The sequence below is a fragment of the Opitutia bacterium genome, assembly GCA_016217545.1.
GTDB lineage: Bacteria > Verrucomicrobiota > Verrucomicrobiia > Opitutales > Opitutaceae > Didemnitutus.
The window spans coordinates 457,619-482,789 of the sequence record JACRHT010000017.1 but is presented as its reverse complement, the minus strand read 5'-3'; the positions used below and the strand labels follow the sequence as shown (position 1 = coordinate 482,789).

Below are 25,171 nucleotides of genomic sequence, written 5' to 3'. Positions count from 1 at the left end.
TGACGCCCAACATGCTGATATTGTGGTTGATTTAATTCCCACTGAATCAATGTAGTTTAGCTCACTCGTGAAACTCTCCAAGCGCGGCGAATACGCTCTCCGGTCCCTCATCAACCTCGGCATTGCCGCCAAGGTCGGGCGTCCGTTGCTACGCGTGTCGGAGTTGGCGAAGGCGGAAGACCTGCCGATCAAGTTCCTCGAACAGGTCATGCAGCAGCTGCGCGAAGCGGGTTACGTCGAGGCCGTGCGCGGCAAGCTCGGCGGCTACCGCCTCGCGCGTGAGTCCGGCAAGATCAGCATCGGGCAGGTCGTCCGCTTGATCGACGGCCCGCTGGCGCCGATCGGCTGCGTGAGTCAGTCGGCTTACGAACCGTGCAATTGCCCGGACGAGGCGCACTGCGGCCTCCGCATGCTCATGCTCGATGTGCGCAACGCCATCGCGAACATCCTCGACCGCTACACGCTGGCCGACGTGGTCGAGGTGACGACGCGCAAGATGGTTCGCGACGGCTTGCCGCTGCCGTTCAGCGCGCCGGTGGTAGCCCCGCGTCCGGCCGCCGCGCCGCGCGCCCGCTCCGCCAAGTCGCGCCTCAGCCCCACCGAGGGCGTCGTCCACGAACTTCTGGGAGACTACGCGATATGAACCAATCCGCCGCCACTCCGCCCGCCGAGCGCTCGCCCGACTGGCTCCGCCTCGTGCAGGAAAAGGTTGAATCCCTCCGCTACGGCGTCGTCCAGCTGGTCGTCCACGACGGTCGCGTCACGCAGATCGAGCGCACCGAGAAGACGCGTCTGCCGAACGACGCTGCCTCGCACGCTCCCTAAGCCCATTTTTCTCGCCTACCGCGCCACCCGCGGCGGCCCCACTACGAAGCCCGACACGATTCTCGACGCCCTGACCCTGCCAAGGGAAGTGCCCACACCAAGCACCACGCCCGTTCATGAGGACCACTTCCATCCGACCACTCGCACGCGCCTTGCTGGCGCTGCCTTTTGCCCTCGTCGCCGCCCACGGCGCGGACGATGCCGATATCAAAGCGCTGCGCGACCAAATCCGCGCCCTTGAGCAAAAGCTGCTCGTCCTCGAGCGCAAACAGGAGCTCAAGGACGAGGCTGCCGCCGCCGCCGCGCCCGCCACGCCGAAGATCACCGTCAACGACAAGGGCGTCACGCTCGCCTCCGCCGACGCCGCCAACTCGCTCCGCTTGCGCGGCCTCGTGCAGCTGGACTCGCGCCTGTTCTTCGGCGACGAGGGCGTCACGAACAACGCCTTCGTTCTCCGCCGCGCTCGACTCATCACCGAGGGGCAATTCGCAAAAAACTACTCGTTCCAACTCGTGAGCGAATTCGGCGGCAGCAGCGTCAGCATCCTCGATGCGAACCTGAACATCTTCCTCACGAAGGCGCTCCAGGTCCGCGTCGGCAAATTCAAGTCGCCGGTCGGGCTTGAGCAGCTGCAGTCGGATTCGTGGACGTTCTTTAACGAGCGCTCGATCGCCAGCAACCTCGTGCCGAACCGCGATCTCGGCATCCAGGCGTGGGGCGATTTGGCCAATGGTCGCGTCAGCTACGCCGCCGGCGTGTTCAACGGCGTCGCCGACGCCGCGAGTTCGAACAACACCGACTTCGACAATGAAAAGGATCTGGTCGCGCGCGTGGCCTTCACGCCGTTCCGCAACGACGCGGGGTCGCCGCTCCAAGGCTTCACCTTCGGTCTCGCCGGCAACATCGGTCGGGAAAAGACCGCCGCCGGCCGTCCTTCCGGCTACCGCACCGACGGTCAGCAAACCTTCTTCTCCTACAACTCCAGCGTTGTCGCCGACGGCCTGAACTGGCGCATCTCGCCGCAGCTCGACTACCGCAACGGCTCCTTCGGCCTCCTCGGCGAATACATCGTCTCGACGATCAACGTCCGCCCGAGCGCCGCCGGCGCGAAGACGGAATTGCAGAACAAGTCGTGGCAAATCGCCACCGGCTACGTCCTCACGGGCGAAGACTCGTCCTACAACGGCGTCGTGCCGCGCTCCAACTTCGACTACGCCGCCGGCACGTGGGGCGCGTTCGAAGTCACCGGGCGCGTCGCGCGCGTCGACGTCGATGATGCGGCGTTCCCGCTTTTCGCCTCCGCCGCGAGCAGTGCGAACCAAGCGACCTCTTTCGGTGTCGGTCTCAATTGGTATCTGAGCAAAGCGGTCGTGCTGAAGCTCGATTACTATCAGACGGACTTCGGCTTCAACGCCGCCGCTCCGGCCGTTTCCTCCGCCGCCGTCCTGCGCCAGGACGAGAAGGCGTTCATCACCCGCTTCCAACTCGGCTTCTGATCCGCGCGCCGCGCCACCGACCATGAAATTCAAATCCCTCTTTCTCTTCGCGGCCCTCGCCGCCGTTGCCTTCGGCAAGTCCGTCGAACTCCTCAACGTCTCCTACGATCCCACCCGCGAGCTCTACGCCGAGTTCAACCCGGCCTTCGCCGCCTACTGGAAGGCGAAGACGGGCGACGACGTCACGATCAAGCAATCCCACGGCGGCTCCGGCAAACAGGCCCGCTCCGTCATCGACGGACTGCCAGCCGACGTCGTGACCCTCGCCCTCGCCGCCGACATCGACGCGCTCTACGAGAACGCGAAGCTCATTCCCGCCGACTGGCAAAAGCGCCTCCCGCACAACGCGACGCCCTACACCAGCACCATCGTGTTCCTCGTCCGCAAAGGTAACCCGAAGGCGATCCGTGACTGGGACGATCTCATCAAGCCAGGCGTCTCAGTCATCACGCCCAACCCGAAGACTTCCGGCGGCGCCCGCTGGAACTACCTCGCCGCCTGGGCCTACGAAAAACACCGGCGCGGCACCGATGAAGCCGCCAAGGCCTTCGTGTCCGCGCTGTTCAAGAACGTGCCCGTGCTCGACAGCGGCGCGCGCGGCTCGACCACCACGTTCGTCCAACGCGAGATCGGCGACGTGCTCCTGGCCTGGGAGAACGAGGCCTTTCTCGCGCTGAAGGAATTCGGCGCCGACAAGTTCGAGATCGTCTCTCCTTCGCTCAGCATCCTCGCCGAGCCGCCGGTCTCCGTCGTCGACAAAGTCGTGCGCCGGAAAGGCACCGCGGAGGTCGCCCAAGCCTACCTCGAATACCTCTACTCGCCCGCGGGCCAGGAAATCGCCGGCAAGAATTTCTATCGCCCGCGCGATCCCGCGATCGCCGCGAAATACGCCGGCACTTTCCCCGCGCTGAAGCTCGTCACGATCGACGAAGAGTTCGGCGGCTGGGCCAAGGCGCAAAAGCAACACTTCGCCGACGGCGGCGTGTTCGACCAGATCTACGCGAAGTAAACCGACGCACACACACCACAACACCGACCAACACCAGCCGGGGCGCGCCGACCATGTTCACGAGGGCACGCCGGACGCCGCCCCGGCCTTAACTTGAAACTCATCATGAGTGCCAACTCCCGCCTTGCTTCGGGGACCTCCGCGTCCTCCGGCGTGCCCTCGCTTTCGCTGGCCGACCGGCTCAGCGCCCTGGTCGAGGCCGCGCCTCTATCCGACTACCTCTTCAGCTCGCCGCTCGGGCCGTTCTACAGCGGCGACACGGCGCACTATCTCCCGCACTTCGTCTACTTCGGGCCGCACAGCTCGCAGGAATCGCTGCGCCTCGCGCTCATCGCCGGCGAAGGACGCCACGACTTGCTCGCGGCGCGCGCGCTCGTGACTTTTGTCGAGCGACTCGCGCAACATCCGGAACTCGGGCACAGTCTGAATCTCTCCTTTTTCCCTGTGGCGAACGTGCTGCGCCACCTCGGCGGCGACGAGGAGCGCGATTTGTCGAACGCCGATTGGTCGCGCGCCGACGAGCCCGAAATCCGCCTGCTCGCGCAGGACGCGCGCTTGCGCGGCTACGAGGGATTCGTTCGCGTCGTGACGAGCGCCGACGAAACGCCCTCCGCCTGGGTGCGAAAGATCGCGACGGAAAGCACGGCGGCCACCGATGTCGAACTCTTCAACTCCGAGGACTTCAACCCGTGGTCCGTGCGCTTCGAGACGCTCGGCGTCGGCGGCGCTTCGGCCGGCCCGCTCACGCTGGCGGCTGACTTGCCCTTTGCGCCATTCGAGATCGAGCTCGCGCTGCCGGCGCATTGGACTCAGGCGCAAGCCGACCGCGCCATCGGTGCGCTGTTGAAGCGGCTCGTAGTCCGCTACCGCGCGTTTCACGCTTACGGACAACACCTCTAAACGCGTGGACGCCGGCGTGACATTGCCATTGCCGTTTCAAGCTCCGCGCGGGGCGATGCCGCGCACGGGGCCGTTGGAGACGCGCGCTGCGGTGCAGGCGTTGCCCGATGCCGCACGCCGCGTCGTGACGTTACGTTTCGTCTTTGGAATGAAGCAACGGGAGATCGCGACACGACTCGGCCTTTCCGAAGACGACGTGTTGCGGCTGCTCGCGCAGGGAGTTTGCGCCGTGGCCGCGCGGAAGGAAGGAGCGTGGTCCTCGCGATGAGTGCTTCGGCGCCAACCGCGGTCATCGCTCCGCCGTCCCGTCGCGTGCTGCCGGGCTTCGGGCTGTCGCTCGGGTTCACGCTCGTCTATCTGAGCCTGATCGTGCTCGTGCCGCTCTCGGCGGCGTTCCTGCGGACGGCTGGCATGGAGTGGGCGGATTTCTGGCAGACGATCACAGCGCCGCGCGTGATGGCGTCGTATCGCCTGAGCTTCGGTGGCTCGCTGATCGCCGGTGGCATCAACGCTGTGTTCGGTCTCATCGTGGCGTGGGTGCTGGCGCGCTATTCCTTTCCGGGCAAACGCATCGTCGACGCGCTCGTCGACTTGCCCTTCGCGCTCCCGACCGCCGTGGCCGGCATCGCGCTCGCGGCCGTCTACGCGCCGAACGGTTGGATCGGCAGTCTGCTCAAGCCTTACGGAATCAAAGTCGCCTTCACCGAACTGGGCGTGCTCATCGCCCTGACGTTCGTCGGCTTGCCGTTCGTCGTGCGCACGCTGCAACCGGTCATCGAGAATCTCGAGCCGGAGCTCGAGGAGGCGTCGGCGAGTCTCGGCGCCACGCGACTGCAGACGCTGCGGCGCGTGGTTTTCCCCCAGCTATTGCCGGCGTTGCTCACGGGTTTCGCCTTGGCGTTTGCCCGCGCGCTCGGCGAATACGGCTCGGTCGTCTTCATCTCGGGCAACATGCCCGGCCGCACGGAAATCACGCCGCTGCTCATCGTCACGAAGCTCGAGCAATACGACTATCGCGGCGCGACGGCGCTCGCTGTCGTGATGCTCGTGGCATCGTTCGCCCTGCTGCTCTTGATCAATACGCTCCAGAAGTGGAGCAATTGGAGGAACCAGGAGTAATGGCTGGCGCGACCACACTCTCCGTCTCGCGTCAGGCCGCATCGGCCGGACGCAGCCAACACGAGCCGCGTTGGCTGAAATGGACGCTGCTCGGAACGGCGTTCCTGTTCCTCGGACTCTTCCTCGTCGTGCCGCTGGCGGCCGTCTTCACCGAGGCGCTGCGCAAGGGCGTGGGCGCTTATCTCGCATCGTTTCAGGATGCCGATGCGCGCGCGGCGATCCGCCTCACGCTCACGACGGCGGCGATCGCGGTGCCGTGCAATCTGGTCTTCGGCGTCGCGGCGGCGTGGGCGATCGCGAAATTCCAGTTCCGCGGCAAGAGCCTGCTCATCACGCTCATTGACCTGCCGTTCGCAGTGTCGCCGGTCATTTCCGGCCTGATATACGTGCTGATGTTTGGCGCGCAGGGCTGGTTCGGACCGTGGCTGCAGGACCACGACATCAAGATCATCTTCGCCGTGCCGGGCATCGTGCTGGCGACGACTTTCGTGACGTTCCCCTTCGTTGCGCGTGAGCTCATTCCGTTGATGCAGGCGCAGGGCAACGACGAGGAACTGGCGGCGTTGACGCTCGGCGCGAGCGGCTGGCAGACATTCTGGCGCGTGACGCTGCCGAACATCAAGTGGGGCCTCTTCTACGGCGTGATCCTCTGCAACGCCCGTGCGATGGGCGAATTCGGCGCGGTTTCCGTGGTCTCCGGCCACATCCGCGGCGAGACGAACACGATGCCGCTGCACGTCGAAATTCTCTACAACGAATACAACTTCGTCGCGGCATTCGCCGTGGCATCCCTGCTGGCCATCCTCGCTCTGCTCACGCTCGTGTTGAAGAGCGTGATCGAGTGGCGCGCCGAGCACGCAAATCCCGTTTCCGAATGAGCGTTGAAGTCCACCGCATCCGCAAGACGTTCGGCGCCTACGCCGCCCTCGACGACGTCAGCCTGAAAGTGCCCACGGGACGTTTGACCGCGTTGCTCGGTCCATCGGGCTCCGGCAAGACGACGCTCTTGCGCATCATCGCGGGGCTCGAGTTCGCCGACGCGGGTTCGGGCGGCATCCTTTTCCACGGCACGGATGTCACGGGTGTGCCGGTGGGCGAGCGCCAGGTCGGATTTGTTTTTCAACATTATGCTCTGTTCCGGCACATGAGCGTGTTCGAGAACATCGCCTTCGGTCTGCGGGTGCGCCGAAAGAACCGGCCCAGCAAAGCTGAGATTCGCGACCGCGTCCTGAGCTTGTTGAAGCTCGTGCAGCTGGAGGGCTACGGCGACCGTTTGCCGGCGCAGCTCTCGGGCGGCCAGCGCCAGCGCGTGGCGCTCGCTCGCGCACTCGCCGTCGAGCCGAAGGTGTTGCTCCTCGACGAGCCGTTCGGCGCGCTCGACGCCAAGGTGCGCAAGGAACTGCGGCGCTGGCTGCGGCTTTTCCACGAGGAGGTTCATCTCACGACGATTTTCGTGACGCACGATCAGGAGGAGGCGCTCGAGATCGCCGACGAGGTCGTGATCATGAACCAGGCGAAGATCGAACAGATGGGCTCGCCGCAGGAGGTTTACGATCATCCCGCGACCCCGTTCGTCTATGAGTTCCTCGGCAACGTGAACCGCCTGTCGCTGCCGTCGAAGGGCTTCGATCGCGCCGATGCCTTCGGCAACAACGGCGGTCGCGTCGCCTACGTGCGGCCACACGACGTCGAGATCGTGCCCTACACGCCGGGCGACGAAGGCGAGCCCGCCGTGGTGCGCGGCATCCACTCGGCCGGGCCCCTCGCACGCGTGTCGTGCGAGCGCACCGCCGTCGATGGCGAGTTCGTCGAGAGCGAGATTTCCCGCCAACGCCTCGTCGACCTGAAGCTCGAGCCGGGCTCCGTCGTGCATCTTCGCATGCGCCGCGGCCGGCAGTTCGCGGAAGATTTCAGCATTTAACCTCCACCCACCATGGCTCGCATCCTCAACGACATCACCGAAACCATCGGCAACACCCCGCTCGTGCGCCTCAACCGCACAGCTCGCGAACACGGCGCCGTCGCCGACATCGCGCTCAAGCTCGAGTTCTTCAACCCGCTTTCCAGCGTCAAGGATCGCATCGGCTTCGCCATGATCGACGACGCGCTGAAGACCGGGAAGATCAACGCGAACACCGTCCTCATTGAGCCGACCTCCGGCAACACGGGCATCGCGCTCGCGTTTGTCGCCGCAGCGAAGGGCCTGAAACTCATCCTGACCATGCCCGAGACGATGAGCCTCGAACGCCGCAAGCTGCTCAAAATCCTCGGTGCGCGCCTCATCCTCACCGAGGGCGCGAAAGGCATGAAAGGCGCCATCGCGAAAGCGGAGGAACTGCAAAAACAGATCCCGAACAGCGTCATCCTCCAGCAATTCGCGAACCCCGCCAACCCGGCAATCCACCGCGCGACGACGGCGGAGGAAATCTGGCGCGATACCGACGGCAAGGTCGACATCGTCGTCGCCGGCATCGGCACTGGCGGCACGATCACCGGCATCGGCGAGGTGCTCAAAGCACGGAAACCTTCCGTGAAGATCGTCGCGGTCGAGCCCGATGCTTCGCCCGTGCTTTCCGGCGGCTCACCGGGGCCGCACAAGCTCCAGGGCATCGGGGCGGGTTTCGTGCCGCCCGTGCTCAACACGAAAATCTACGATGAGGTCATCCGTGTTAAAGAGACCGACTCCGGTCCGATTTCGAAACAGGTCAACCAACAGGACGGCATCCCGATCGGCATTTCGTCGGGCGCGGCGGTGTGGGCTGCGTTGCAGCTCGCCAAGCGGCCCGAGAACCAAGGCAAACTCATCGTCGCGATCATCCCGTCGAGCAGCGAACGCTACCTTTCGACGTGGCTGTTCACCGAGGTGAGCGCCGAGAGCGACTCGATCGACGACTTGCTGCCGAAGACCTGAGTTTCACGTTACCGCCGCACCGCGCACGCGGACGGCTTTCGTTTTTCCGCCGCGGTGTGAGCGCCGCGGCGGCGAGGGTGACCAGACCACTGGAATCCGTCGCCTACCCGCTCCGGCGGGCTTGCGAGGTTTCTATTTTGGCTGCGTTCGCCCTGGGGTGTTTGGGCGCTGGGGTAGTGCCTGAAAGCAATGATGCAGTGAATGGGCGAGCGCAGCCGTTTTTCCTCTTCTTCGCGCAAACATGTCCGACGAAAAATTCACGATCGCGATCATCGGTGGCGGCGCAAGCGGCTGCCTGGTCGCCGCGCAGGTGCTCCGCCAAGCGCGGCCCCCGGTCCGCGTGCTGCTCTTTGAGCGCATGACCGAGGTCGGCGGCGGTGTCGCCTACGGGACCGACTTCGCCGGGCACGTGCTCAATGTGCCCGCGGCGCGCATGAGCGCGTGGCCGGACGCGCCAACGCATTTTTTCGATTGGGCCGCCGCTCGAGTAGGGCAGACGGATTTTCCCTCGCGCGTCGCACCGGGTGATTTTCTGCCGCGGCGTATTTTCGGCCGTTACCTCGCGGATGTGCTCGCGGGAGCGCGTGGCGTTGCCTCGGTCGGCGTTGAGCTGCTCGAGATCAAGGGCGAGGTGATCGACATCGAGGACGAGACCGGCGAGCGACGCTTGCGGACAGGCGACGGCCGGTCGTTCGCCGCAGACGAGGTCGTGCTCGCCCTCGGTAATTTGCCCGGCGAATACCCGATTCGCCGCTCACTCCCGATCTATCACTCGCAGCGCTACGTCCACGTGCCCTGGCGGCCGGGCACCCTTGCGGGTATCCCGCCGGACGCGGACGTGTTGATGGTCGGCGCCGGGCTGACCTCGGTCGACCTCATCCTCCAACTCGCCGCGAACGGCCATCGAGGGACGATCCACGCGCTGTCGCGTCGCGGACTGTTGCCGCAGGCGCATCGCGCCGCGCCCGCGTATCCGGATTTTCTTGGAAGCCGCGAGCCGCCGCGAACGATTCGCGAGCTCGTGCGATGTTTGCGCCGCGAGATCGCGCGTGCGGCGGAGCGCGGCATCGACTGGCGGCCGGTGTTGGACTCGATCCGTCCGCACTCGCAGGCGTTATGGCGCGGGTTTTCCTGGGGCGAGCGAGCGCGCTTCATGCGACACGTGCGGCCGTTTTGGGAAGCACACCGGCACCGGCTCGCTCCGTCGGTGGCGGCGCAGGTGGAGGAGCTGCGGGCGGCTGGTCGCGTGCGATTCTACGCGGGAAGGTTGGAGAAACTGCTGGAGTCGCCGGATGCGGCAGTGGCGGTCTTCCGCGAACGCGGCACACGCCGGACGCGCACGCTGGACGTAGCCAAGGTGATCAATTGCACGGGGCCACGGACGGATTATTCGAAGTATCAGCACCCGCTGCTCGTGAATCTGCTCGCCCGCGGGTTGATCGACCACGATCCGCTTGCCCTCGGGCTGCGTGCAAACGTCGACGGCGAAGTGCTGAGTCATCGCGGCGGACCGGTTGGCTGGCTGCACACGCTCGGCGCGCCGCTGAAGGGCGAGCTGTGGGAGTGCACGGCCATTCCGGAAATCCGCGTCCAAGCGGAAGGACTTGCAAGGCGCTTGGTCGACCGCGTCCTTGCGGGGCGTTGAGACTAGTCGCGCCCGTTGCGCTCCGTCTGCCGATACCAGCGGTAGAACGCGACGACGAACGCACCCATCATCACGGACATGCCGATGAGCTTCATCATCGCGCCGCCGAGGACTTGGTCTTCGTGCGGGTCGAGACGCTCGAAGAGGCGCGGAGCGAATTCGTAGGTGGGGTAGAGGACGTCGCTCGAGAAAGTGATGTAGGCGAACACGGGCGTCATGCCGATGGTGATGCCGAGGAAATAGAGCATTTGCCACGCGTAGCTGGCGGGTGGGTATTCGCGCGACGGACTGCAGACCGGCCACCACAGGAAGAGCGCGGCGCCGAAGAACGAGAAGTGCTCAGCGATGTGCACCCAACGGTCTTGCAGAGCCCAGTCGTAGGCGCTCGGAAAGTGCCAGCACGACATGACCAGCACATAGATGAGACCGCAGATGATCGGATGGGTAAAGAGGCGCAGCAGGGCGCGGAGGGATTCGCGTCCGGTGACAAGGCTGACCAGCCAGTCGGGCAGCCCGCGGAGGAAGAGGATCGCGGCAGGGTAGATGATCAGCTGGTGCTGCAGCATGTGCGCGCTGAGCAGGAAGCGTTCGCCCATCTGGTCGAGCGGCGAACCGACGGCCAAATAGAAGATGAAGAGAGCCGAGTAGAACTTGATCGCGTGCGCGCGCGGGTAGGGCGTGCCGGCGGGGGCCAAACGCGCACGGAGCGGACCGGTGGCGATGGCGTAAAGCCACCCGAGAAAGATCAGGCCGCCGATGAGGAACGGTTCGTTGTGCCAGTGGGTCCAGTCGATCATGGGAGTGGCGTTGCGCGCGTGTCGTCCGAGCGAAGCGCAGAAAGCAGACGCGCGCGAGCTTCGACTGGATGCGGCGCTGGCGCGGAAAAGCGTAAAATAAAAAAGCCGCACGGGTTGCGTGCGGCTCGCGTGGAGGGGAAAGGGTTTCGCGTTTAGAGCAGCAGGCCCACGATCGAGGAGAGCGGCTTGCTGGCTTCGGCGCCGAAGAGGTGCAGCAGCGCCCACATGGTGCCGCCAGCGAGCACGAGTCCGATGAAGAACAGGATCGTGCAGAAAACTTTGTCCCACTTCAGGTGCATGAAGTAGAAAATGACGTAGAGGAACTTCACGGCGGAGAAGAACACCAGTCCGCCGACGACGAACCACTTGGCGAGCGGCAGGTAGACGAGGACGATTTCGATGCCGGTGATCACACCGAGGAGCATCGCGATTTGGACGTAGGTGTGGAACTTGCTCGGCTCGTGGTGGCCGGCGGCGGGAGCAGTGGCTGCGTGAGCGGACATGGGAAGAAGTCTAGAGCTGAGAGTTGAGAGCCGAGGGCCCGGAAGGCACGACGGCTCAGATGTATTCGAGCAGGTAGACGGCCGTGAAGATGATGATCCACACGATGTCGACGAAGTGCCAGTAGAGGCCGACCGCCTCGACATCGATGGCGTTGCGCTCACCGAAATCGACGCCGTGACTGGCGCGCGAGAACCACGCCATCACGCCACCGGCGGCAACGAGGCCGAGGAGCGGCATGAGATTGTGGCTGAAGAACTCGGCGACGGTGCCGTGGCCCTTGGCGAGGCCGATGCCGGCGGGAACGATGAAGATGAACGTCAGCGCCATCGCCGCGCAGACGGCGGCCACGTGCACCAGCGTCTTGGCGAATTCGCCCCAGCCGCCGCTGTCGGGCGACGAGGACTTGAAGGAGCGCACATACATCAGGCCGAGGATCAGCACGCCGATGGCGACGTGCGTGCCGTGCGTGCCGGTGAGCGTGTAGAAGGTGGAGCCGAAGAGGCTGTTCGAGAGCGTCATCTTCTTCTCGTGGACGAAGTGCACGAACTCGTAGACCTGGCAGCCGAGGAAGATGCAGCCGAAGAAGATCGTCGTGAGGAGGGAATTCCGCATCGAGCGCAGCTGGCCGCGCTGGATGGCGTTCACGGCGAGCGCCATCATGAGCGACGACATGAGGAGGATGAACGTCGAGAAGGACGTCAGCTCGATGTCGAAGATCTTGGTCGGTTCGGCGTTACCCGGGGGCGGGTTGAGGCGGTAGACGAGGTGCGTGGAGATCAGCGCACCGAAGAACATGCAGTCCGAAGCGAGGAAGGCCCACCAAAGGAGCTTCTTGTTCGGAATGCCCGTCGAGGTGGACGGGTCGTGGTGGTGGTCGATGGCGCCAGCGGCGGCGTTGCTCATGAAGAGTTGAGAGTTGAGGGCTGAGAGTTGAGAGCCGGAGGAGGCTTAGTGGCGCGAGATGGTCTCGTTGCCCTTTTCGTCGAGGTGGATGTGGTAGCCGCCCGGTCCTTCGAGCGCCCAGAGGTAGCAGCCGATGAACACGACGACCAAGCCGCCGATCGCGATGGGAAGGTGATGGAAGGCGAAGGCGATGGCGCCGACGAGCAGACCGAGGGCGGCGATCAGCGGATACCACGATTGGTCGGGCATGTGGATGCCGCCGTGCTCGGTCTCGGCCTTGATGTGTTCGGCCTGCTCCTTGGCGATCTCCTCCTTGTGGTGCTTCTCATACCACCACGCGTCGCGGGCGTGGACGGTCGGGATGGCCTTGAAGTTGTATTCCGGCGGCGGCGACGGGATCGACCACTCGAGCGTGCGCGCATCCCACGGGTCGTTGCCGCATTTCTCACCCTTGAAGTAGGTGTAGACGAGCACGGCGAAGTAGGTGAAGACGCCGAGGCCGAGTGTGTAGGCGCCGATGGTGGCGATGAAGTTGCCCTCGTTCCAACCCATGTTGGCGTCGTAGGTCCAGGTGCGGCGCGGCATGCCGTTCAGGCCGAGGAAGTGCATCGGGAAGAACGTCGTGTTGAAGCCGACGAAGATGATCCAGAAGGAGAGCTTGCCCCAGAATTCCGGCACGAGGCGGCCGAAGAACTTCGGGAACCAGAAGTGGATCGCGGCGAGCAGCGCGAAGGTCGCGCCGCCGATCAGCACATAGTGGAAGTGGGCGATGACGAAGTAGGAGTCCTGCTGTTGGGCGTCGGCCGGAGCGGCGGAGTGCATGATGCCCGAGAAACCGCCGAGCATGAACATCCAGATGAAGCCGAGCGCGAACATCATGGGCGTGCGCGTCACGATCTGGCCGCCCCAGAGAGTGCCGATCCAGTTGAAGATCTTCACGCCCGTCGGGACGGCGATGGCCATCGTCGCGAGCGAGAAGGCCGCGGTGGCGACCGTGCCCATGCCGGTGGTGAACATGTGATGCGACCACACGCCGAAGCCGATGAAACCGATGGCGGCGCCCGAGAAGACGATGATCGGGTAACCGAAGAGCGGCTTGCGCGAGAACGTCGGGAGGATTTCCGAGACGTAGCCCATCGGCGGGAGAATCAGAATGTAGACTTCCGGGTGACCGAAGACCCAGAAAAGATGCTGCCAGAGGATCGGCTGGCCGCCGTTGGAGGCTTCGAAGAAGTTCGTGCCGAAGTTGCGGTCGAACATGACTTCGACGAGCGCGATGGCGATGGCGGGGAGCGCGAGCACGAGGAGGAAGCTCGTGATGAGCGCCATCCAGGTGAACACCGGCAGACGCATCATCGTGAGGCCGGGCGCACGGAGATTGATGATCGTCACGATAAAGTTCAGCGAGGCGACGATTGAGGAAAGGCCGAGCACTTGGAGGCCGAGCACCCAGAGGTCTGTCGAGGCGTCAGGTGTGAAATTCTTCGAGGTGAGCGGGGCGTAGCCGAACCAGCCGACGTCGGGCAGGCCGGCCTTGATGCTCGGGAACACGTAGGAGAGCCAGCCGACGTTGAGGATGATGGCGCCGGCAACGAAGACCCAGAGTGAGAACGTGTTCAGGCGCGGGAAGGCGACGTCGCGCGCGCCGATTTGCAGCGGAATGAGCAGGTTGAAGAACGCGGCGTTCAACGGCATCACCGCGAGGAAGATCATCGTGGTGCCGTGCATCGTGAACAGCTCGTTGTAGAACTGGGCCGAGATGAAACGGTTGTTCGGAACGATCAGCTGCGTGCGGATGAGCAGCGCCTCAAGACCGCCGACGAGGAAGAAGAGGCACGCGAAGCCGGCATACATGAGGCCGATCTTCTTGTGGTCGACGGTCGTCAGCCAACTGACGAGGCCGGTCTTCGCCATCGGGCGCGGGAGCAGTGAAATCGGCTTCGGGGCGGCGTGCTCGGTGCCACCGTGATAATCGGACTTAGCCAGTGCTTGGGCCATGGGAGGAGTCGTGTGAGTGCGTTCGGTAAAGGGTGGGGGCGCTTACTTCAGGCTCTGCAGGTAGGCGACGAGAGCGTCGATTTCCTTGTCGTTGAGTTCGAAGAGGCGCTTGCCGTTGGTGACGTCGACATAGCCGCCGTTGAACATCTTGTTGCCCGGTTTGAAATACTCGGGGTCCTTGATCCACTGGTGCATGCGCTCGGGCGTGTTCTCGAGGACGCCGGCGGCGATCGTGGTGCGGGAGCCGACGTGCGTGAGGTCGGGGCCGGTGATGCCGATGCCTTCGTGGCCGCGGACGGTGTGGCAGGAGATGCAGGTCTTTTCCTGGAAGAGCTTGCGGCCTTGCGCGATGAGCGCGGCGTTCTCGCCGGCGTTGGGGCTCTGCTTGTGCTTCCACGCGGCGAGCGGATCGGCATCGAAGTTGCCCGAGGCGGCGAGCGTGCGGGAGTCGACGGAGCCGGCGGCGGGGGCGGGCAGGGAGGCGAACTGCACGCGGATCTTCTCGTCCTCGGCGCGGATGGCGGCGGCGGTGGCGTTGCGCGCGGGGCTCTTCTGGTGGTCGAGCCACTTCACGTAGTCGGACGGCGAGAGCGCGATGACGCGGAAGCGCATGATCGCGTGCGAGGCGCCGCAATACTCCGCGCACTGGCCGTAGAAATAGCCGGGCTTCTCGGCTTTCAGCCAGAGGAAGTTGCCGCGATTCGGGATCATGTCGACTTTGCCGGCGAGCTTCGGGACCCAGAACGAGTGGATGACGTCGACCGTGCGAAGATTGATGCGCACCGGCACGCCGGCGGGGATGACGACTTCGTTGCCGGTTACCAGCGGACCTTCACCGCCGGTGGGGAGCGCCATCTTGTCGTTCGGATATTCGAAGCGGAACCACCACTGATAGCCGGTGGCGTTGATCTCCATCGCATTCGCCTTCTCGGCTTCGGGGATGTCGTGCGTATACCAAATGTTCTTCAGCGTCGGGATCGCGATGATGACGAGCAGCGCAACCGAGGCGCCGATGAGCGCGATTTCGACGAACGGGTTTCCGTGGCCTTGCGGCGGCGGCTCGGCGTGCTCATCAGCGTCGCTCTTCGCACGGAATTTGATCTGCGCGTAGGCAAGCACCGCGCCGACGATCACGAAGATGAACATGGTGACGTAGACCGTCACCATGAAGAGGTCCCACTGCGCGCGCGCGACGGGGCCGTCGGCGACCATCGTGGATTGCGGGCCCTTGAGGTTGAGAATTTTTTCGCAGCCGGTGAGCAGGGCGAGGGTCGTGCTCGCGAGCGCGAGCGCGCTCCAACGGGAGAGCGAGCGGGAAACGAAGCGTGTGCGGGTCATGTGTCGAAGGGGGCAACGGCGTTGCGTGACGCCGCCGCGGGAGAATGACGCGCCAGCGTTCGCAACTTGCCCCGCATTTCAACAGCAAAAGAAAGACAATTTATGCGTAGCGCGATTGGCAAAAATCGTTCCGGGCCGGGGTATTAAGGCATTTCGCCGGATCGATAAGTCGGGCGGAATCCTTGAGCTGCGTCATTGCGCGATGCCCGCCGGTATGCGAGGGTGCGACCCTCTTATGAAAAACCACACGCTTACCCTCGCCCTGTGCGCCGGTGCCCTCTTTTTTGCGGGCTGCGGCAAGAATGAATCCGCTGGCGGTTCCGCCGCCGCCACGGCCGACGCGAATGCCGTCGCCACGCTGGAACTCACGGCCAACGACTCGATGAAGTTCAGCGCCACCCGCTTCGAAGTGAAGGCCGGTCAGGACGTGAAGGTGATCCTCACGAACATCGGCTCGATGCCGAAACAGGCGATGGGCCACAATTTCGTGCTCCTCAAGAAGGGCGCGGATGTCGAAGCCTTCGACAAGGCCGCCGTGATGGCTGTGACCACGGATCACATTCCGGCCAACATGCAGGATCAGATCATCGCCCACACGAAATTGCTCGGGCCGAAACAGACCGACGAGATCACGTTCAAGGCTCCGACCGAGCCGGGCGAATACACCTTCCTCTGCTCGTTCCCGGCGCACTTCCAGACCGGCATGAAGGGCGTGCTCGTGGTGAAGTAAACTCGAGCGCGATCACCGCAAAAAACGAAAGCCGGGCACTTCGCCCGGCTTTTTGATTTGCGCCGCTCGGGCGAGGGTTCGGCTCAGGCCGTTTTCGGCCACCAGACGTAGAGGAAGAAATAGACGAGCACGCCGGTAACGCTGACGTAATACCAGATCGGGTAGGTGAACTTCGCCCAGCGCTTGTGCGCGGCGTAGTCGCCCTTGATCGCCAGCAGAAACGTGCGCGGCACGAGGTAGGCGATCGAGATGGCGAGCAGGATGTGCGAAACGAGCATCACGTAGTAAATGGTGCGGATCGCGCCCTCGCCGCCGAACTGCGTGTGCAGCGCCTCGCCTGCGCCGGCGGCAGCACCTTTGAGCGCCTTGTGTGTGAGATAGCCGACGAGGAAAATCGCGGACACGACGCCGGCGCTGAGCATCACGGCGCGGTGCGCGCGCTCATTGCGCTGTTTGATCAGCACGTAGCCGATCGTGATCAGGATCGTCGCGAGGCCGTTCAGCGCGGCGTTGAGGGCGGGGATGTCGTTCAGCGTCATGGCGGAGGCTCGTCAGAGCTTGAAGAAGAAACGGTCGACCACCAACAGGCCGAGCACGAGCGGCAGGTAGGCGAGCGAGTAGTAGAAGAGGCGGCGCGCTTCCTTGTCGCGCTTGTCGGGGTTCAGAAAATCGAACGCGGATTTCAGCATCCACAGCCCGAGCGCGGCAGCGAAGGCGAAGTAATACCACGAGCAGTAGCCGAGCAGCGACGGCGACACGCCCGCGACTGCGAGCAACACGGTCCAGACGAAGGTCTGCGCGGCGACGCGCCGGCCGCTGGGATCGAGGACCGAGATCATCTTCATGCCGGCGGCGGCGTAGTCCTTGCGATAGGTCCAGGCCAGCGAGAAGAAGTGCGGCATCTGCCACGTGTAGAGAATGGCGAACAGGGCCCAGCCGAGGCCGGGGTTGGTGCGGCCGGCGGCAGCCCAGCCGATCATCGGCGGGAGCGCGCCGCTGATGGCGCCGATCTCGGTGTTCCAGCGCGAGCGGCGCTTGGCCGGCGTGTAGATCGAGATATAGGCGACGATGGTGGCGAGGGCGAGGAAGGCGGAGAGGCCGTTGACCCACTTGAAGAGCACCGCGAGTCCTGCGACGCACAACAGCCAGCCGACGACGAAGGCCGAACCGGGTTGCACCGCGCCGCACGGGATCGGGCGGTCGGCCGTGCGTTCCATCAGCGCGTCGGTGTCGCCTTCCATCCACATGTTGAGCGCGGCGGCGCCGCCGGCGCACAGCGCGGTGCCGAGGACGACGAATCCCGTGCGCGCCCAATCGACATACGAGTAGGGCACGGCCGCGAGGTAACCGAGCATCGCCGTGATGACCGACATCAGGCTCAGCCGCGGCTTGGTGAGCTCGAGGTAGTGGCGCCAGATCGGGCGTGGCGCGTCGTCGGCTGTCGCGGCGGCGTGGCTCATGCGCGAGAATCGCCGTCGGACGACGGACGGTGGGTCAGGAAAACGAAGAGGAAAGTCGTCGCGAGAAACAGCGCGCCCATCACGACATGGCCGACGGTCACGGCGACGCTGCGACCGGTCCAGACGGTTTGGATGCCGAGATAGATCTGCGCCGCGACGAGCGTGACGAGCACGACGCTCCCCGCGCGGACGCCGGCGGCCAGCGAACGCTCGCGCGAGAGATAATGGCCGTAGACGAGAATCGAGATCGCGAGGGCGGCGGCGATGACGCGATGCGCGAACTGGAGCGAGACGAGGTAGTTCCAGGCGACCGGCAGCAACGGCGCGCCGTGCTCCGGGAAGGCGCCGATGGAGGGCGGCGCGTGGTTGTGGCGCATCGTCACGGCCACGGTGAGTTGCAACAGCAGCAGCCCGGCGCAGAGCAAACCGAGTTTCTTCACACGCGAGCCCGCGTGGCCGAGCGAGCCCTCGACCCAGAATCTGGAGACGCCGGCGGCGATGGCGAAGAGCAGGCAGACGTAGATCTGCGCGAGCATGCCGTGCGGGATGCGCAGCATCTGGCCGAACGTCATCTCGAAACCGGGCACCGCGAGCGAGTCGAGCAGCACGCGTTTGCCGCCGATCAAGCCCTGCACGATCACGATCGCGAGCGCCCACCAGCCGAGTTTGCGGAGCCAGGCGCGCGATTCGCGCAGGTGCAGCCACACCGCGAGTCCGATGGTCACGAGGCCCATGACCGCGCCGGAGAGGCGGTGGGAGTGCTCGGCGAACTTGTCGATTTCGGTCAGCCAACCGTGAGGGTTGACCGAGCCGTTGGACAGCGGCCAGTCGGGGAAGGCCATGCCGGCGCCGATCGTGGTGGTGAGTGCGCCGAGGGCCACGAGCACGAAGACCCAGGCGCTGCCGAGAGCGGCGAACCAGGCGAGGGCGGGTTTGTAGTCAGCGGTGCGTTGCATCAGGCGTGGGCAGGCGGGAGGAAACGCGAAGTCATACTTCGCCGGAACGGGGCGCAAACCTTTTGACAATTTCCGGCTTTGGCAAATGGGTCACGGGCATGACTCCGCGTTATTCGTTCGGTGCGCGCAGCGCGCTCGGTGCGCTAATGGCCGCCGCGTTGTTTGCGGGCGGTTGCGGCCGCGAGACCACAAAATCGAACGCGCCGACGGAGGAGATCGCCGCCGTCTGGGACAAGGACGCGATGAGCGCCACCGACTACATCAAGCGGCAGGAGTCGCGCGATCAGCCGAAGCGTTTCCCGATGGTCGGCGAGATTGTCAGCGCCGACGCCGCGCGGAAGGTGCTGCTCGTCACGCACGAGGAGATTCCCGGCTACATGCCGTCGATGACGATGGAGTTCAAGGCCACGGCCGGCGACCTCATGAACGCGAAGGCCGGCCAGCGCATCCGCGCCGTGATGGTCGAATACAAGGGCGAGTATTCGCTCGAGAAAATCTGGCCGGACGACGCGGTGACCGTGCGCGCACTCGACGCCGCCGCGAAGGCCTTGGCGCAGGACACCGCGACGCGCGGCAAGGGCGCCTATCGCGAAGTCGGCGAGTCCGCGCCGGACTTCACGCTGCTCGATCAGGAAGGCCGCACGGTCTCTGCGAATCGTTTTCGCGGGAAAAAGGTCATGATGAATTTCATCTTCACGCGCTGCCCGGTCGCGACGATGTGCCCGGCCTCGACGGCGAGGATGTCGGCGCTGCAGCAGGCGGCGAAGAAGGCGGGCGTCACCGGAGTGGAGTTCGTCTCCGTTTCGCTCGACCCGGAATACGACACGCCGGGAATCCTGAAGGACTACGCCGACGCGCGCGGCCTCGATTTGAGCAACTGGTCGTTTCTCACCGGGCCGGACACCGCCATGCGCCAGCTGTTCGCCCAGATGGGGATCATCCGCGAATTCGAGGGCGGCACGATCAAGCACAACCTCGCCACGCTGCTCATCGATGCGAACGGCCGGATTATCCACCGCGTCGACGGCTCGCAGTGGACCAATGATGATTTTCTGCCGAAAATGAAATGACGTGCGCCGAACCTGGAGCGGCAATCCGCGATCGCCGCCCCCCCAGCGCACTTGCAACATCCCGTCCGCGCCCACCGACCAAGCTGAGATGACGACTCCCACGCGCCCGCCGCTCACCCGCCCGCCGCTCCGCTCCGTCGGCCTCATCACGGCCGTGGCGCTCGCGCTCTACGTGACGGTGCGCCTGCTGCCGACCGGCTCGAATCTCAACCACATGGACTTTCGCGTGACTGGGAAGGACGCGATCGAGTTTTGCGATCCCTCCAGTCCACAATTCATCCCGGTCATCGCCGCGAAATCCCCCGTGCAACTCTCGCTCGCGAGCGAGACGCCGCCGCAACGGGGCAAGCCGACGAAGTTCACGCTCACGATGCGCACGGCGAACGGCAAACCGGTCGGTCCGGCCGATCTGCTCGTCGCACACACCCGCAAGCTTCACCTGCTCGTCGTCGATCCGACGCTGAACGACTATCAGCACATCCACCCCGAGCCCGGCCGTCGCGAGGGCGATTGGGTGTTCGAAATGGCGCCCGACCGCGCGGGCACGTATCGCGTTTTCGCCGACTTCACGCCGGCCGCGACCCAGCGCGGACTCTATGCGTCGGTGGACTTCACGGTGCCCGGTGATGTCGCGCGCGTCTCGCGGACGATGAACACCGAGTGGCAAACGAACGGCTTCAATGTCACGCTCGACGTCCCTTCGTATTTTCGGGCGAAGACGCCAGCCGATCTCACGTTTCGCATCGAGAGCCCGGGCACGGAGAAGCGGCCGGTGCCGTTGCAGCCGGTGATGGGGGCGTTCGCGCACCTCGTGGCGTTCGATGAAGAGCGCAGCGGTTTCGCGCACCTGCACCCGACGGAAACCGATCTCACGAAGCCGCCCGCGGCGCTGAAGCCGGAGCTGCACTTCAAGGTAACGATTCCTCAGCCCGGCCGCTACGTGATCTGGGCGCAGGTGAACCTCGCGGGCGACGACGCGTTCGTGCCGTTCTGGGTCGAGGTGTTGCCGTAGGAGCGAGGCGCGGCCAGTAACGCATTCGCGCTTGCGCGCGCGTAGGTGCCTGCTCGCGCGACTGTCTCCGCGCTCGGGTCGCCTGCAAGCAGGCTCCTACAGGAGCCGCTGGGCCCGGCGCTTCCGTTTCTTTAGCCCTTAGTTTTCCGCTCCAGCGGGTGGCGCAGCGTCGCGATGGCGCCGCCTTTCGGGTTCTCGTTCAGATTCACTTCGCCGCCGAGGTTGCGCATGGCGTGGCGGGCGACCGTGAGGCCCATGCCGACGCCGACCGTGTGCTTCGAGCTGATGAAGGGCTCGAACGCGTGGTCCTTGATCTCGGCGTCGATGCCGCGGCCGTTGTCCTCGACGTGCACGAGCAGGTGCCGGCCTTCGTCGCCCTTGTCGAGAATCTCGGTTCGGATCGTGATCGGGCGCTGATCGTCGGGGGCATCGCCGTAGGCTTCCCAGGCATTGATGAGCAGCTTGGCCACCGAGTCCTCGAAGACTTCGACGTTCGTCTCGAGCGAGACGTCGCCGACGGAATTTTCGATCGTCACCGGCTGCTCGATGCGGAACTCCGCCTGGTAGCGGCTCACGCTGCTGGCGAGCAGGGACTGGAGCGTGGCGCGGCTCGTGTGCGGCTTGTTCTTCACCACCAGATTCGTGAGCTGCTTGATGATGGCGACGATGCGGTTGACGGCGTCCTCGAGGCTTTGCGCGTTCTTTTTCACGAGCTCGGGCTTCTCGTGGTAGGCCTTGATGAGGTCGACGTAGCCGATGACGACGCCGAGGAGATTGTTCAGATTGTGCGCGATGCCCTGCGTGACCGCTCCGAGCGTGGCGGCGCGGCGCGAATCGCCGAGGCGGCGTTGCAGCTCGACCAGTTCGCGGTTCATCGTGACGAAGCGCAGCTGCGTCTGCACGCGGGCGAGTGTCTCGTCGAGGTCGATGGGCTTGGTGATGTAGTCGACCGCGCCGACGCCGAGGCCTTCGATCTTTCCCTCCTTGGAGGTGCGGGCGGTGATGAAAATGACCGGGATGATCTTGGTCTCTTCGTCGGCTTGGAGGCGCTGGCAAACCTCGATGCCGTCCATGTCGGGCATCATCACGTCGAGGAGGATCAAGTCGGGTTTGTCGGCGGCGACGAGGTCGAGCGCTTCGCGCCCGGAGAACGCCGTGGCGACTTGCATGCCTTCGCGCTCGAGTTTGCGCTTCAGGAGCTGGACGTTGATCGGCTGGTCGTCGACGACGAGAATCTTGGAAGGCATGGACGTAACGAGTATCCCAAGGAAGCGCGCGCCGCGTAACGACGCAAGCCCCGCCTACATCCGCCGGGAGATTCCCTGCAAAGCCAGCGTGAGGCCGTGGCGCGCGACGGACGACAGCGAGTTTCCTAGGGTGAAATCCCGGGCCGGCACGAGCAGTTGCCACGCGTGTTTCGGCGCCGTGCCGAACGCGGCGCGCGCCAGCGAGAGCAGCGCGGCGGGAGTGAGCGCGTGGTCGAGGCCTTCGCGCTCGGACGACGTCGCGTTCACAGGAACAAACACGACGCCGTCGGTGTGCAGCGCGGCGTCGACGAAGATCACTTCGTCGGCGGCGGCGATATCGGCGGCGAGTTCCGGCGTGAGTTCGTGGCGTGCGAGCGCGAGCACGCCCGGCACCGCCCAATCAGCGACGTGCTGCGCGATCAGTTGGCCGAGACCGTCGTCGCCGAAGAGCGTGTTGCCGTAGCCCAGCACGAGCAGGCGCGCGCGAACGGGACTGGGCGGATGCGGATAATCGGGCGAGATCATCGCGCGCTAGTCGCGGGCGACGGTGTTGAGGATCGCGCCGGTGGGCGAGACGAGTTGGACGAGGAGGGGCATTTTGCCGACGGCGTGCGTCGAGCAGCTCAGGCACGGGTCGTAGCAGCGGATGCCGTGTTCGACGCGGTTGAGCAGCGGCTCGGGAATCTCGGTCGAGCCGGGCTTGATCCACGCGCGCGCGATCTGCGCGACGGTGCGGTTCATCGCGAGGTTGTTGTGACCGGTGGCGATGATGAGGTTCACCTTCGTGAGCAGGCCGTTCTCGTCGACGGTGTAGTCGTGGATGAGCGTGCCGCGCGGCGCCTCGCTGACACCGACGCCGTGCAGGTGGTTGATGCCCGCGTCGGAGCGAATGTGATCGCGCAACAGGTCCTCGTCGTCGCAATAGAGCGCGATGCGCTCGAGGGCGGCGAGGATCTCGATCAGGCGAGCGTAGTGATAGAGGAACGACGACGTCACCGCGCCGCCGCGGCCGAAGCTGCGGAAGTTCGCGAGTTCAGCGTCGGCTTTCGGCGTGCCGATCGTCGTGCAGACGTTGAGGCGCGCGAGCGGGCCGACGCGATAGAGTCCGGCTTGCGGGCCGAGCGCGCGGTAGTAAGGCGACTTGAGATAGGATGAGGTCTGCACCTGCTCGGCGATGAGCGAGGCGTAGGTCTTCGGGTCGATCTGGTCCTGCACGATCTGGCCGGCGCTGTCGGTGAAGCGCAGCTTGCCGCCGTGGTGTTCCCATTCGCCGCGCGGGCCGACGAGGCCCATGAACATAGAGGGGAAGTCGCCGTAGGTTTCGATTTCGCGGCCGTGCGTTTCGAGCACGTGTTTGAAAAGTCCGATCCCGAGGTTGGTCGTGGCGAACGCCTCAGGCAGCCACGCCTTGATCTTGTCGAGCGTGGCGCGGTCGACGCCGCTGCGCACGCCGCCGGGAACGGCCCAGCCGGGGTGAATCTTTTTTCCGCCGAGCAATTCGATGATCTCCTGGCCGAACTGGCGCAGGCGGATGCCGGCGCGGGCGAGTTCGGGTTTTTGCGCGGCGAGGCCGAAGACATTGCGCTGTGCGGGCGGCGTGTCCCAGCCGAGCAGGAAGTCCGGCGAACTGAGGTGGAAGAAACTCAGCGCGTGGCTCTGCACGATCTGGCCGAGGTTCATCAGGCGGCGCAGCTTGTCGGCCGCGGTGGGCACGCGGACGGCGAGGATGGCGTCGCCAGCCTTGGCGGAGGCGAGCAGGTGCGAGACCGGGCAGATGCCGCAGATGCGCGCGGTGATGCCGGGCATCTCGGCGAGCGTGCGGCCTTCGCAGAATTTTTCGAAGCCGCGGAATTCCGTGACGTGGAACTCGGCGTCGGCGACGTGGCCGTCCTCGTCGAGGCGCAGGCTGATCTTGGCGTGGCCTTCGATGCGGGTGACAGGGTCGATGAGAATGCGACGGGTCATGAGCGGGCGTTTGTGCGGGGGCGAGCGCGCGGCGCTCAGCCGAATTTCAGTTGGGAACCGCTGAGCGCGGGGGCGGCGTCGAGGAGGTGGAGGAGGAGGGCCTTGATGCGGTCGGCGGGCGGCGGGCAGCCGGGCAGGCAGTGGTCGACTTTGATCAGCTGGTGCAGCGGCACGACCTTGGGCAGCAGCGGCGGCAACACGCCGTCGAGCGCGGGCTTCACCGGGTTGGCCTCGGCGGCCTCGACGTAGGCGCGCTGAAGGACGTTGTCGGCGTTTTTCGCGCCGAGGACGTTGCGCATCGCGGGGACGTTGGCCGTGACGGCGCAGTCGCCGAACGACACGACGATCTTCGTGCGCGCGCGGATTTGATGCGCGAGCTCGACGTGGTCGACGTTGCAGATCGCGCCCTCGACGAGGCAGAGGTCGACGTTCTCGGGATAGGTTTTGAGGTCGGCGATGGGGCTGTAGACCACCTCGACGCGGCCGGCGAGATCCAGGAGGAACTCGTCGAGGTCGAGGAAGGACATGTGGCAGCCGGCGCAACCACCGAGCCAGACGGAGGCGAATCTTAAGCGTTCCATTGTTGTTTCTCCCGGGCGTTGACGATGAATTCGAGGCGCGAGCGGTCGCGGACCATCTCGCCGGCGGAGGCGCCGCGGTAGAAGAGCGCGCCGGTGGGGCAGCTCATCACGCACTTGCCGCACGAGGTGCACGTGTCGGCGTCGGCCCACGGCTGCTTGAGGTCGGTGATGACTTCGCACTTCGCACCGCGGCCGGCGACGTTCTTGGTGCCGGCGCCTTCGATGTGCCAGCAGACGCGGACGCAACGCGTGCAGAGGATGCAGCGGTTGTGGTCCATGCCGTAGAGCGCGTGCGATTGGTCGACGGGCCAGCGCGGCGATTGGTATTCGTAGCGCACGTGGTCCATGCCGCAATCGGCCGCGAGCGACTGGAGTTCGCAGTGGCCGTTGGACACGCAGACGGCGCAGGTGTGGTTGCGCTCGGCGAAGAGCAGCTCGAGCGTGAGCTTGCGGTAGTGGCGCAGCTTCGGGGTGTCGGTGTGGATGTCCATGCCTTCGCGCACCTTGGTGGTGCAGGCGGGCAGGAGCTTGTTGTTGCCGGTGACCTCGACGAGGCAGAGGCGGCAGGCGCCGACGTCGTAGACGCCGTCGAGGTGGCACAGCGTCGGCAGCTTGATGCCGGCCTCGGTGCAGGCCTGGAGGATGGTCGCGTCCTCCTGCGCGGAGACGGGGCGTCCGTCGATGGTGAGGGTTTTAACAGCCATG

Annotated in this window: 27 protein-coding genes; 14 read left to right on the top strand and 13 right to left on the bottom strand. The window is 65.1% G+C overall.

Annotated elements, in window-relative coordinates; translation table 11 throughout:
- Positions 1-67: 67 nt before the first annotated feature.
- The 11 genes from HZA32_17965 to HZA32_17915 all read left to right on the top strand — a co-directional run bounded on the left by HZA32_17965 (position 68) and on the right by HZA32_17915 (position 9,905).
- A complete protein-coding gene (locus HZA32_17965) occupies positions 68-643 on the top strand; it encodes an Rrf2 family transcriptional regulator (GenBank protein MBI5425968.1) in 576 nt (191 codons plus the stop codon).
- On the top strand, positions 640-825 hold the full coding sequence (locus tag HZA32_17960; protein ID MBI5425967.1) for a YezD family protein: 186 nt from the start codon (positions 640-642) through the stop codon (positions 823-825). Before HZA32_17965 ends, HZA32_17960 begins: the two co-directional genes overlap by 4 nt.
- Positions 826-941: 116 nt before the next feature.
- A complete protein-coding gene (locus HZA32_17955) occupies positions 942-2,321 on the top strand; it encodes a porin (GenBank protein ID MBI5425966.1) in 1,380 nt (459 codons plus the stop codon).
- 22 nt (positions 2,322-2,343) lie between these two features.
- Complete coding sequence (locus HZA32_17950) at positions 2,344-3,330, top strand: sulfate ABC transporter substrate-binding protein (GenBank protein ID MBI5425965.1); 987 nt, start codon at positions 2,344-2,346, stop codon at positions 3,328-3,330.
- A 105-nt stretch (positions 3,331-3,435) separates the two neighbouring features.
- Positions 3,436-4,230: a hypothetical protein gene (locus tag HZA32_17945; protein MBI5425964.1), complete on the top strand. Its 795-nt coding sequence runs from the start codon at positions 3,436-3,438 to the stop codon at positions 4,228-4,230.
- Positions 4,231-4,285: 55 nt separating this feature from the next.
- Positions 4,286-4,498, top strand: coding sequence for a hypothetical protein (locus HZA32_17940; GenBank protein MBI5425963.1), 213 nt, complete (start codon positions 4,286-4,288; stop codon positions 4,496-4,498).
- Positions 4,495-5,349 (top strand): sulfate ABC transporter permease subunit CysT, encoded by an 855-nt coding sequence (cysT, locus tag HZA32_17935; GenBank protein MBI5425962.1) that lies wholly within the window; start codon positions 4,495-4,497, stop codon positions 5,347-5,349. The genes HZA32_17940 and cysT overlap by 4 nt, the downstream gene beginning before the upstream one ends.
- Positions 5,349-6,227 carry a sulfate ABC transporter permease subunit CysW gene (cysW, locus tag HZA32_17930; GenBank protein ID MBI5425961.1) on the top strand — a complete coding sequence of 293 codons (879 nt, stop codon included), beginning with the start codon at positions 5,349-5,351 and terminating at the stop codon, positions 6,225-6,227. Before cysT ends, cysW begins: the two co-directional genes overlap by 1 nt.
- Positions 6,224-7,270 (top strand): sulfate ABC transporter ATP-binding protein, encoded by a 1,047-nt coding sequence (locus HZA32_17925; GenBank protein ID MBI5425960.1) that lies wholly within the window; start codon positions 6,224-6,226, stop codon positions 7,268-7,270. Before cysW ends, HZA32_17925 begins: the two co-directional genes overlap by 4 nt.
- A gap of 12 nt (positions 7,271-7,282) precedes the next feature.
- On the top strand, positions 7,283-8,260 hold the full coding sequence (cysK, locus tag HZA32_17920) for a cysteine synthase A (protein ID MBI5425959.1): 978 nt from the start codon (positions 7,283-7,285) through the stop codon (positions 8,258-8,260).
- Between the two features lie 241 nt (positions 8,261-8,501).
- Positions 8,502-9,905: an FAD/NAD(P)-binding protein gene (locus HZA32_17915; protein ID MBI5425958.1), complete on the top strand. Its 1,404-nt coding sequence runs from the start codon at positions 8,502-8,504 to the stop codon at positions 9,903-9,905.
- A 2-nt stretch (positions 9,906-9,907) separates the two neighbouring features.
- On the opposite strand, the gene HZA32_17910 is transcribed toward HZA32_17915, so the two are convergent.
- The 5 genes from HZA32_17910 to coxB all read right to left on the bottom strand — a co-directional run bounded on the left by HZA32_17910 (position 9,908) and on the right by coxB (position 15,445).
- Positions 9,908-10,702: a cytochrome c oxidase assembly protein gene (locus tag HZA32_17910; protein MBI5425957.1), complete on the bottom strand. Its 795-nt coding sequence runs from the start codon at positions 10,700-10,702 to the stop codon at positions 9,908-9,910.
- Between the two features lie 152 nt (positions 10,703-10,854).
- Positions 10,855-11,205 carry a cytochrome C oxidase subunit IV family protein gene (locus HZA32_17905; GenBank protein MBI5425956.1) on the bottom strand — a complete coding sequence of 117 codons (351 nt, stop codon included), beginning with the start codon at positions 11,203-11,205 and terminating at the stop codon, positions 10,855-10,857.
- A gap of 55 nt (positions 11,206-11,260) precedes the next feature.
- Positions 11,261-12,109: a heme-copper oxidase subunit III gene (locus HZA32_17900; GenBank protein ID MBI5425955.1), complete on the bottom strand. Its 849-nt coding sequence runs from the start codon at positions 12,107-12,109 to the stop codon at positions 11,261-11,263.
- A gap of 45 nt (positions 12,110-12,154) precedes the next feature.
- The gene (gene ctaD / locus HZA32_17895) at positions 12,155-14,107 is read right to left on the bottom strand and encodes a cytochrome c oxidase subunit I (protein ID MBI5425954.1); all 1,953 of its coding nucleotides are present in this window, start codon (positions 14,105-14,107) and stop codon (positions 12,155-12,157) included.
- A gap of 42 nt (positions 14,108-14,149) precedes the next feature.
- A complete protein-coding gene (gene coxB / locus HZA32_17890) occupies positions 14,150-15,445 on the bottom strand; it encodes a cytochrome c oxidase subunit II (GenBank protein MBI5425953.1) in 1,296 nt (431 codons plus the stop codon).
- Positions 15,446-15,680: 235 nt separating this feature from the next.
- Here coxB and HZA32_17885 point away from each other — a divergent pair, with 235 nt between their 5' ends.
- Positions 15,681-16,175, top strand: a complete 495-nt coding sequence (locus HZA32_17885) for an azurin (GenBank protein ID MBI5425952.1) — start codon at positions 15,681-15,683, stop codon at positions 16,173-16,175.
- Between the two features lie 83 nt (positions 16,176-16,258).
- On the opposite strand, the gene HZA32_17880 is transcribed toward HZA32_17885, so the two are convergent.
- Genes HZA32_17880 through HZA32_17870 form a run of 3 tightly spaced genes read right to left on the bottom strand, consistent with a single transcriptional unit; the run spans position 16,259 to position 18,591 of the window.
- Entirely contained in the window at positions 16,259-16,714 is a 456-nt protein-coding gene (locus tag HZA32_17880) for a DUF420 domain-containing protein (protein MBI5425951.1), read from the bottom strand.
- 12 nt (positions 16,715-16,726) lie between these two features.
- Positions 16,727-17,635 (bottom strand): protoheme IX farnesyltransferase, encoded by a 909-nt coding sequence (gene cyoE, locus HZA32_17875; protein ID MBI5425950.1) that lies wholly within the window; start codon positions 17,633-17,635, stop codon positions 16,727-16,729.
- The gene (locus HZA32_17870) at positions 17,632-18,591 is read right to left on the bottom strand and encodes a COX15/CtaA family protein (GenBank protein MBI5425949.1); all 960 of its coding nucleotides are present in this window, start codon (positions 18,589-18,591) and stop codon (positions 17,632-17,634) included. The genes cyoE and HZA32_17870 overlap by 4 nt, the downstream gene beginning before the upstream one ends.
- A 98-nt stretch (positions 18,592-18,689) precedes the next feature.
- Between HZA32_17870 and HZA32_17865 the strand changes: the two genes are divergently transcribed.
- Both HZA32_17865 and HZA32_17860 read left to right on the top strand, forming a co-directional pair.
- Positions 18,690-19,661: an SCO family protein gene (locus HZA32_17865; GenBank protein ID MBI5425948.1), complete on the top strand. Its 972-nt coding sequence runs from the start codon at positions 18,690-18,692 to the stop codon at positions 19,659-19,661.
- Between the two features lie 88 nt (positions 19,662-19,749).
- A complete protein-coding gene (locus HZA32_17860) occupies positions 19,750-20,673 on the top strand; it encodes a hypothetical protein (protein MBI5425947.1) in 924 nt (307 codons plus the stop codon).
- A gap of 131 nt (positions 20,674-20,804) precedes the next feature.
- Here HZA32_17860 and HZA32_17855 read toward each other — a convergent pair whose 3' ends face one another.
- Genes HZA32_17855 through hoxU form a run of 5 tightly spaced genes read right to left on the bottom strand, consistent with a single transcriptional unit; the run spans position 20,805 to position 25,170 of the window.
- Entirely contained in the window at positions 20,805-21,920 is a 1,116-nt protein-coding gene (locus HZA32_17855; GenBank protein MBI5425946.1) for a hybrid sensor histidine kinase/response regulator, read from the bottom strand.
- A 54-nt stretch (positions 21,921-21,974) separates the two neighbouring features.
- A complete protein-coding gene (locus HZA32_17850; GenBank protein MBI5425945.1) occupies positions 21,975-22,445 on the bottom strand; it encodes a hydrogenase maturation protease in 471 nt (156 codons plus the stop codon).
- A 6-nt stretch (positions 22,446-22,451) separates the two neighbouring features.
- Positions 22,452-23,885 carry a Ni/Fe hydrogenase subunit alpha gene (locus tag HZA32_17845; GenBank protein ID MBI5425944.1) on the bottom strand — a complete coding sequence of 478 codons (1,434 nt, stop codon included), beginning with the start codon at positions 23,883-23,885 and terminating at the stop codon, positions 22,452-22,454.
- A gap of 35 nt (positions 23,886-23,920) precedes the next feature.
- A complete protein-coding gene (locus tag HZA32_17840; protein ID MBI5425943.1) occupies positions 23,921-24,466 on the bottom strand; it encodes an oxidoreductase in 546 nt (181 codons plus the stop codon).
- A complete protein-coding gene (gene hoxU / locus HZA32_17835; protein MBI5425942.1) occupies positions 24,454-25,170 on the bottom strand; it encodes a bidirectional hydrogenase complex protein HoxU in 717 nt (238 codons plus the stop codon). The genes HZA32_17840 and hoxU overlap by 13 nt, the downstream gene beginning before the upstream one ends.
- Position 25,171: the final 1 nt, after the last annotated feature.

What these genes read in the sequence shown, in the direction of transcription:
- HZA32_17940 (MBI5425963.1), top strand. Translation starts at nt 4,286, where the DNA reads ATGCCGCGCACGGGGCCGTTGGAGACGCGCGCTGCGGTGCAGGCGTTG.
- cysK (MBI5425959.1), top strand. Translation starts at nt 7,283, where the DNA reads ATGGCTCGCATCCTCAACGACATCACCGAAACCATCGGCAACACCCCG.
- cysT (MBI5425962.1), top strand. Translation starts at nt 4,495, where the DNA reads ATGAGTGCTTCGGCGCCAACCGCGGTCATCGCTCCGCCGTCCCGTCGC.
- coxB (MBI5425953.1), bottom strand. Translation starts at nt 15,445, where the DNA reads ATGACCCGCACACGCTTCGTTTCCCGCTCGCTCTCCCGTTGGAGCGCG.
- cysW (MBI5425961.1), top strand. Translation starts at nt 5,349, where the DNA reads ATGGCTGGCGCGACCACACTCTCCGTCTCGCGTCAGGCCGCATCGGCC.
- hoxU (MBI5425942.1), bottom strand. Translation starts at nt 25,170, where the DNA reads ATGGCTGTTAAAACCCTCACCATCGACGGACGCCCCGTCTCCGCGCAG.
- ctaD (MBI5425954.1), bottom strand. Translation starts at nt 14,107, where the DNA reads ATGGCCCAAGCACTGGCTAAGTCCGATTATCACGGTGGCACCGAGCAC.
- HZA32_17845 (MBI5425944.1), bottom strand. Translation starts at nt 23,885, where the DNA reads ATGACCCGTCGCATTCTCATCGACCCTGTCACCCGCATCGAAGGCCAC.
- HZA32_17945 (MBI5425964.1), top strand. Translation starts at nt 3,436, where the DNA reads ATGAGTGCCAACTCCCGCCTTGCTTCGGGGACCTCCGCGTCCTCCGGC.
- HZA32_17860 (MBI5425947.1), top strand. Translation starts at nt 19,750, where the DNA reads ATGACGACTCCCACGCGCCCGCCGCTCACCCGCCCGCCGCTCCGCTCC.
- cyoE (MBI5425950.1), bottom strand. Translation starts at nt 17,635, where the DNA reads ATGAGCCACGCCGCCGCGACAGCCGACGACGCGCCACGCCCGATCTGG.
- HZA32_17910 (MBI5425957.1), bottom strand. Translation starts at nt 10,702, where the DNA reads ATGATCGACTGGACCCACTGGCACAACGAACCGTTCCTCATCGGCGGC.
- HZA32_17850 (MBI5425945.1), bottom strand. Translation starts at nt 22,445, where the DNA reads ATGATCTCGCCCGATTATCCGCATCCGCCCAGTCCCGTTCGCGCGCGC.
- HZA32_17925 (MBI5425960.1), top strand. Translation starts at nt 6,224, where the DNA reads ATGAGCGTTGAAGTCCACCGCATCCGCAAGACGTTCGGCGCCTACGCC.
- HZA32_17855 (MBI5425946.1), bottom strand. Translation starts at nt 21,920, where the DNA reads ATGCCTTCCAAGATTCTCGTCGTCGACGACCAGCCGATCAACGTCCAG.
- HZA32_17955 (MBI5425966.1), top strand. Translation starts at nt 942, where the DNA reads ATGAGGACCACTTCCATCCGACCACTCGCACGCGCCTTGCTGGCGCTG.
- HZA32_17840 (MBI5425943.1), bottom strand. Translation starts at nt 24,466, where the DNA reads ATGGAACGCTTAAGATTCGCCTCCGTCTGGCTCGGTGGTTGCGCCGGC.
- HZA32_17960 (MBI5425967.1), top strand. Translation starts at nt 640, where the DNA reads ATGAACCAATCCGCCGCCACTCCGCCCGCCGAGCGCTCGCCCGACTGG.
- HZA32_17905 (MBI5425956.1), bottom strand. Translation starts at nt 11,205, where the DNA reads ATGTCCGCTCACGCAGCCACTGCTCCCGCCGCCGGCCACCACGAGCCG.
- HZA32_17915 (MBI5425958.1), top strand. Translation starts at nt 8,502, where the DNA reads ATGTCCGACGAAAAATTCACGATCGCGATCATCGGTGGCGGCGCAAGC.
- HZA32_17870 (MBI5425949.1), bottom strand. Translation starts at nt 18,591, where the DNA reads ATGCAACGCACCGCTGACTACAAACCCGCCCTCGCCTGGTTCGCCGCT.
- HZA32_17885 (MBI5425952.1), top strand. Translation starts at nt 15,681, where the DNA reads ATGAAAAACCACACGCTTACCCTCGCCCTGTGCGCCGGTGCCCTCTTT.
- HZA32_17865 (MBI5425948.1), top strand. Translation starts at nt 18,690, where the DNA reads ATGACTCCGCGTTATTCGTTCGGTGCGCGCAGCGCGCTCGGTGCGCTA.
- HZA32_17900 (MBI5425955.1), bottom strand. Translation starts at nt 12,109, where the DNA reads ATGAGCAACGCCGCCGCTGGCGCCATCGACCACCACCACGACCCGTCC.
- HZA32_17880 (MBI5425951.1), bottom strand. Translation starts at nt 16,714, where the DNA reads ATGACGCTGAACGACATCCCCGCCCTCAACGCCGCGCTGAACGGCCTC.
- HZA32_17950 (MBI5425965.1), top strand. Translation starts at nt 2,344, where the DNA reads ATGAAATTCAAATCCCTCTTTCTCTTCGCGGCCCTCGCCGCCGTTGCC.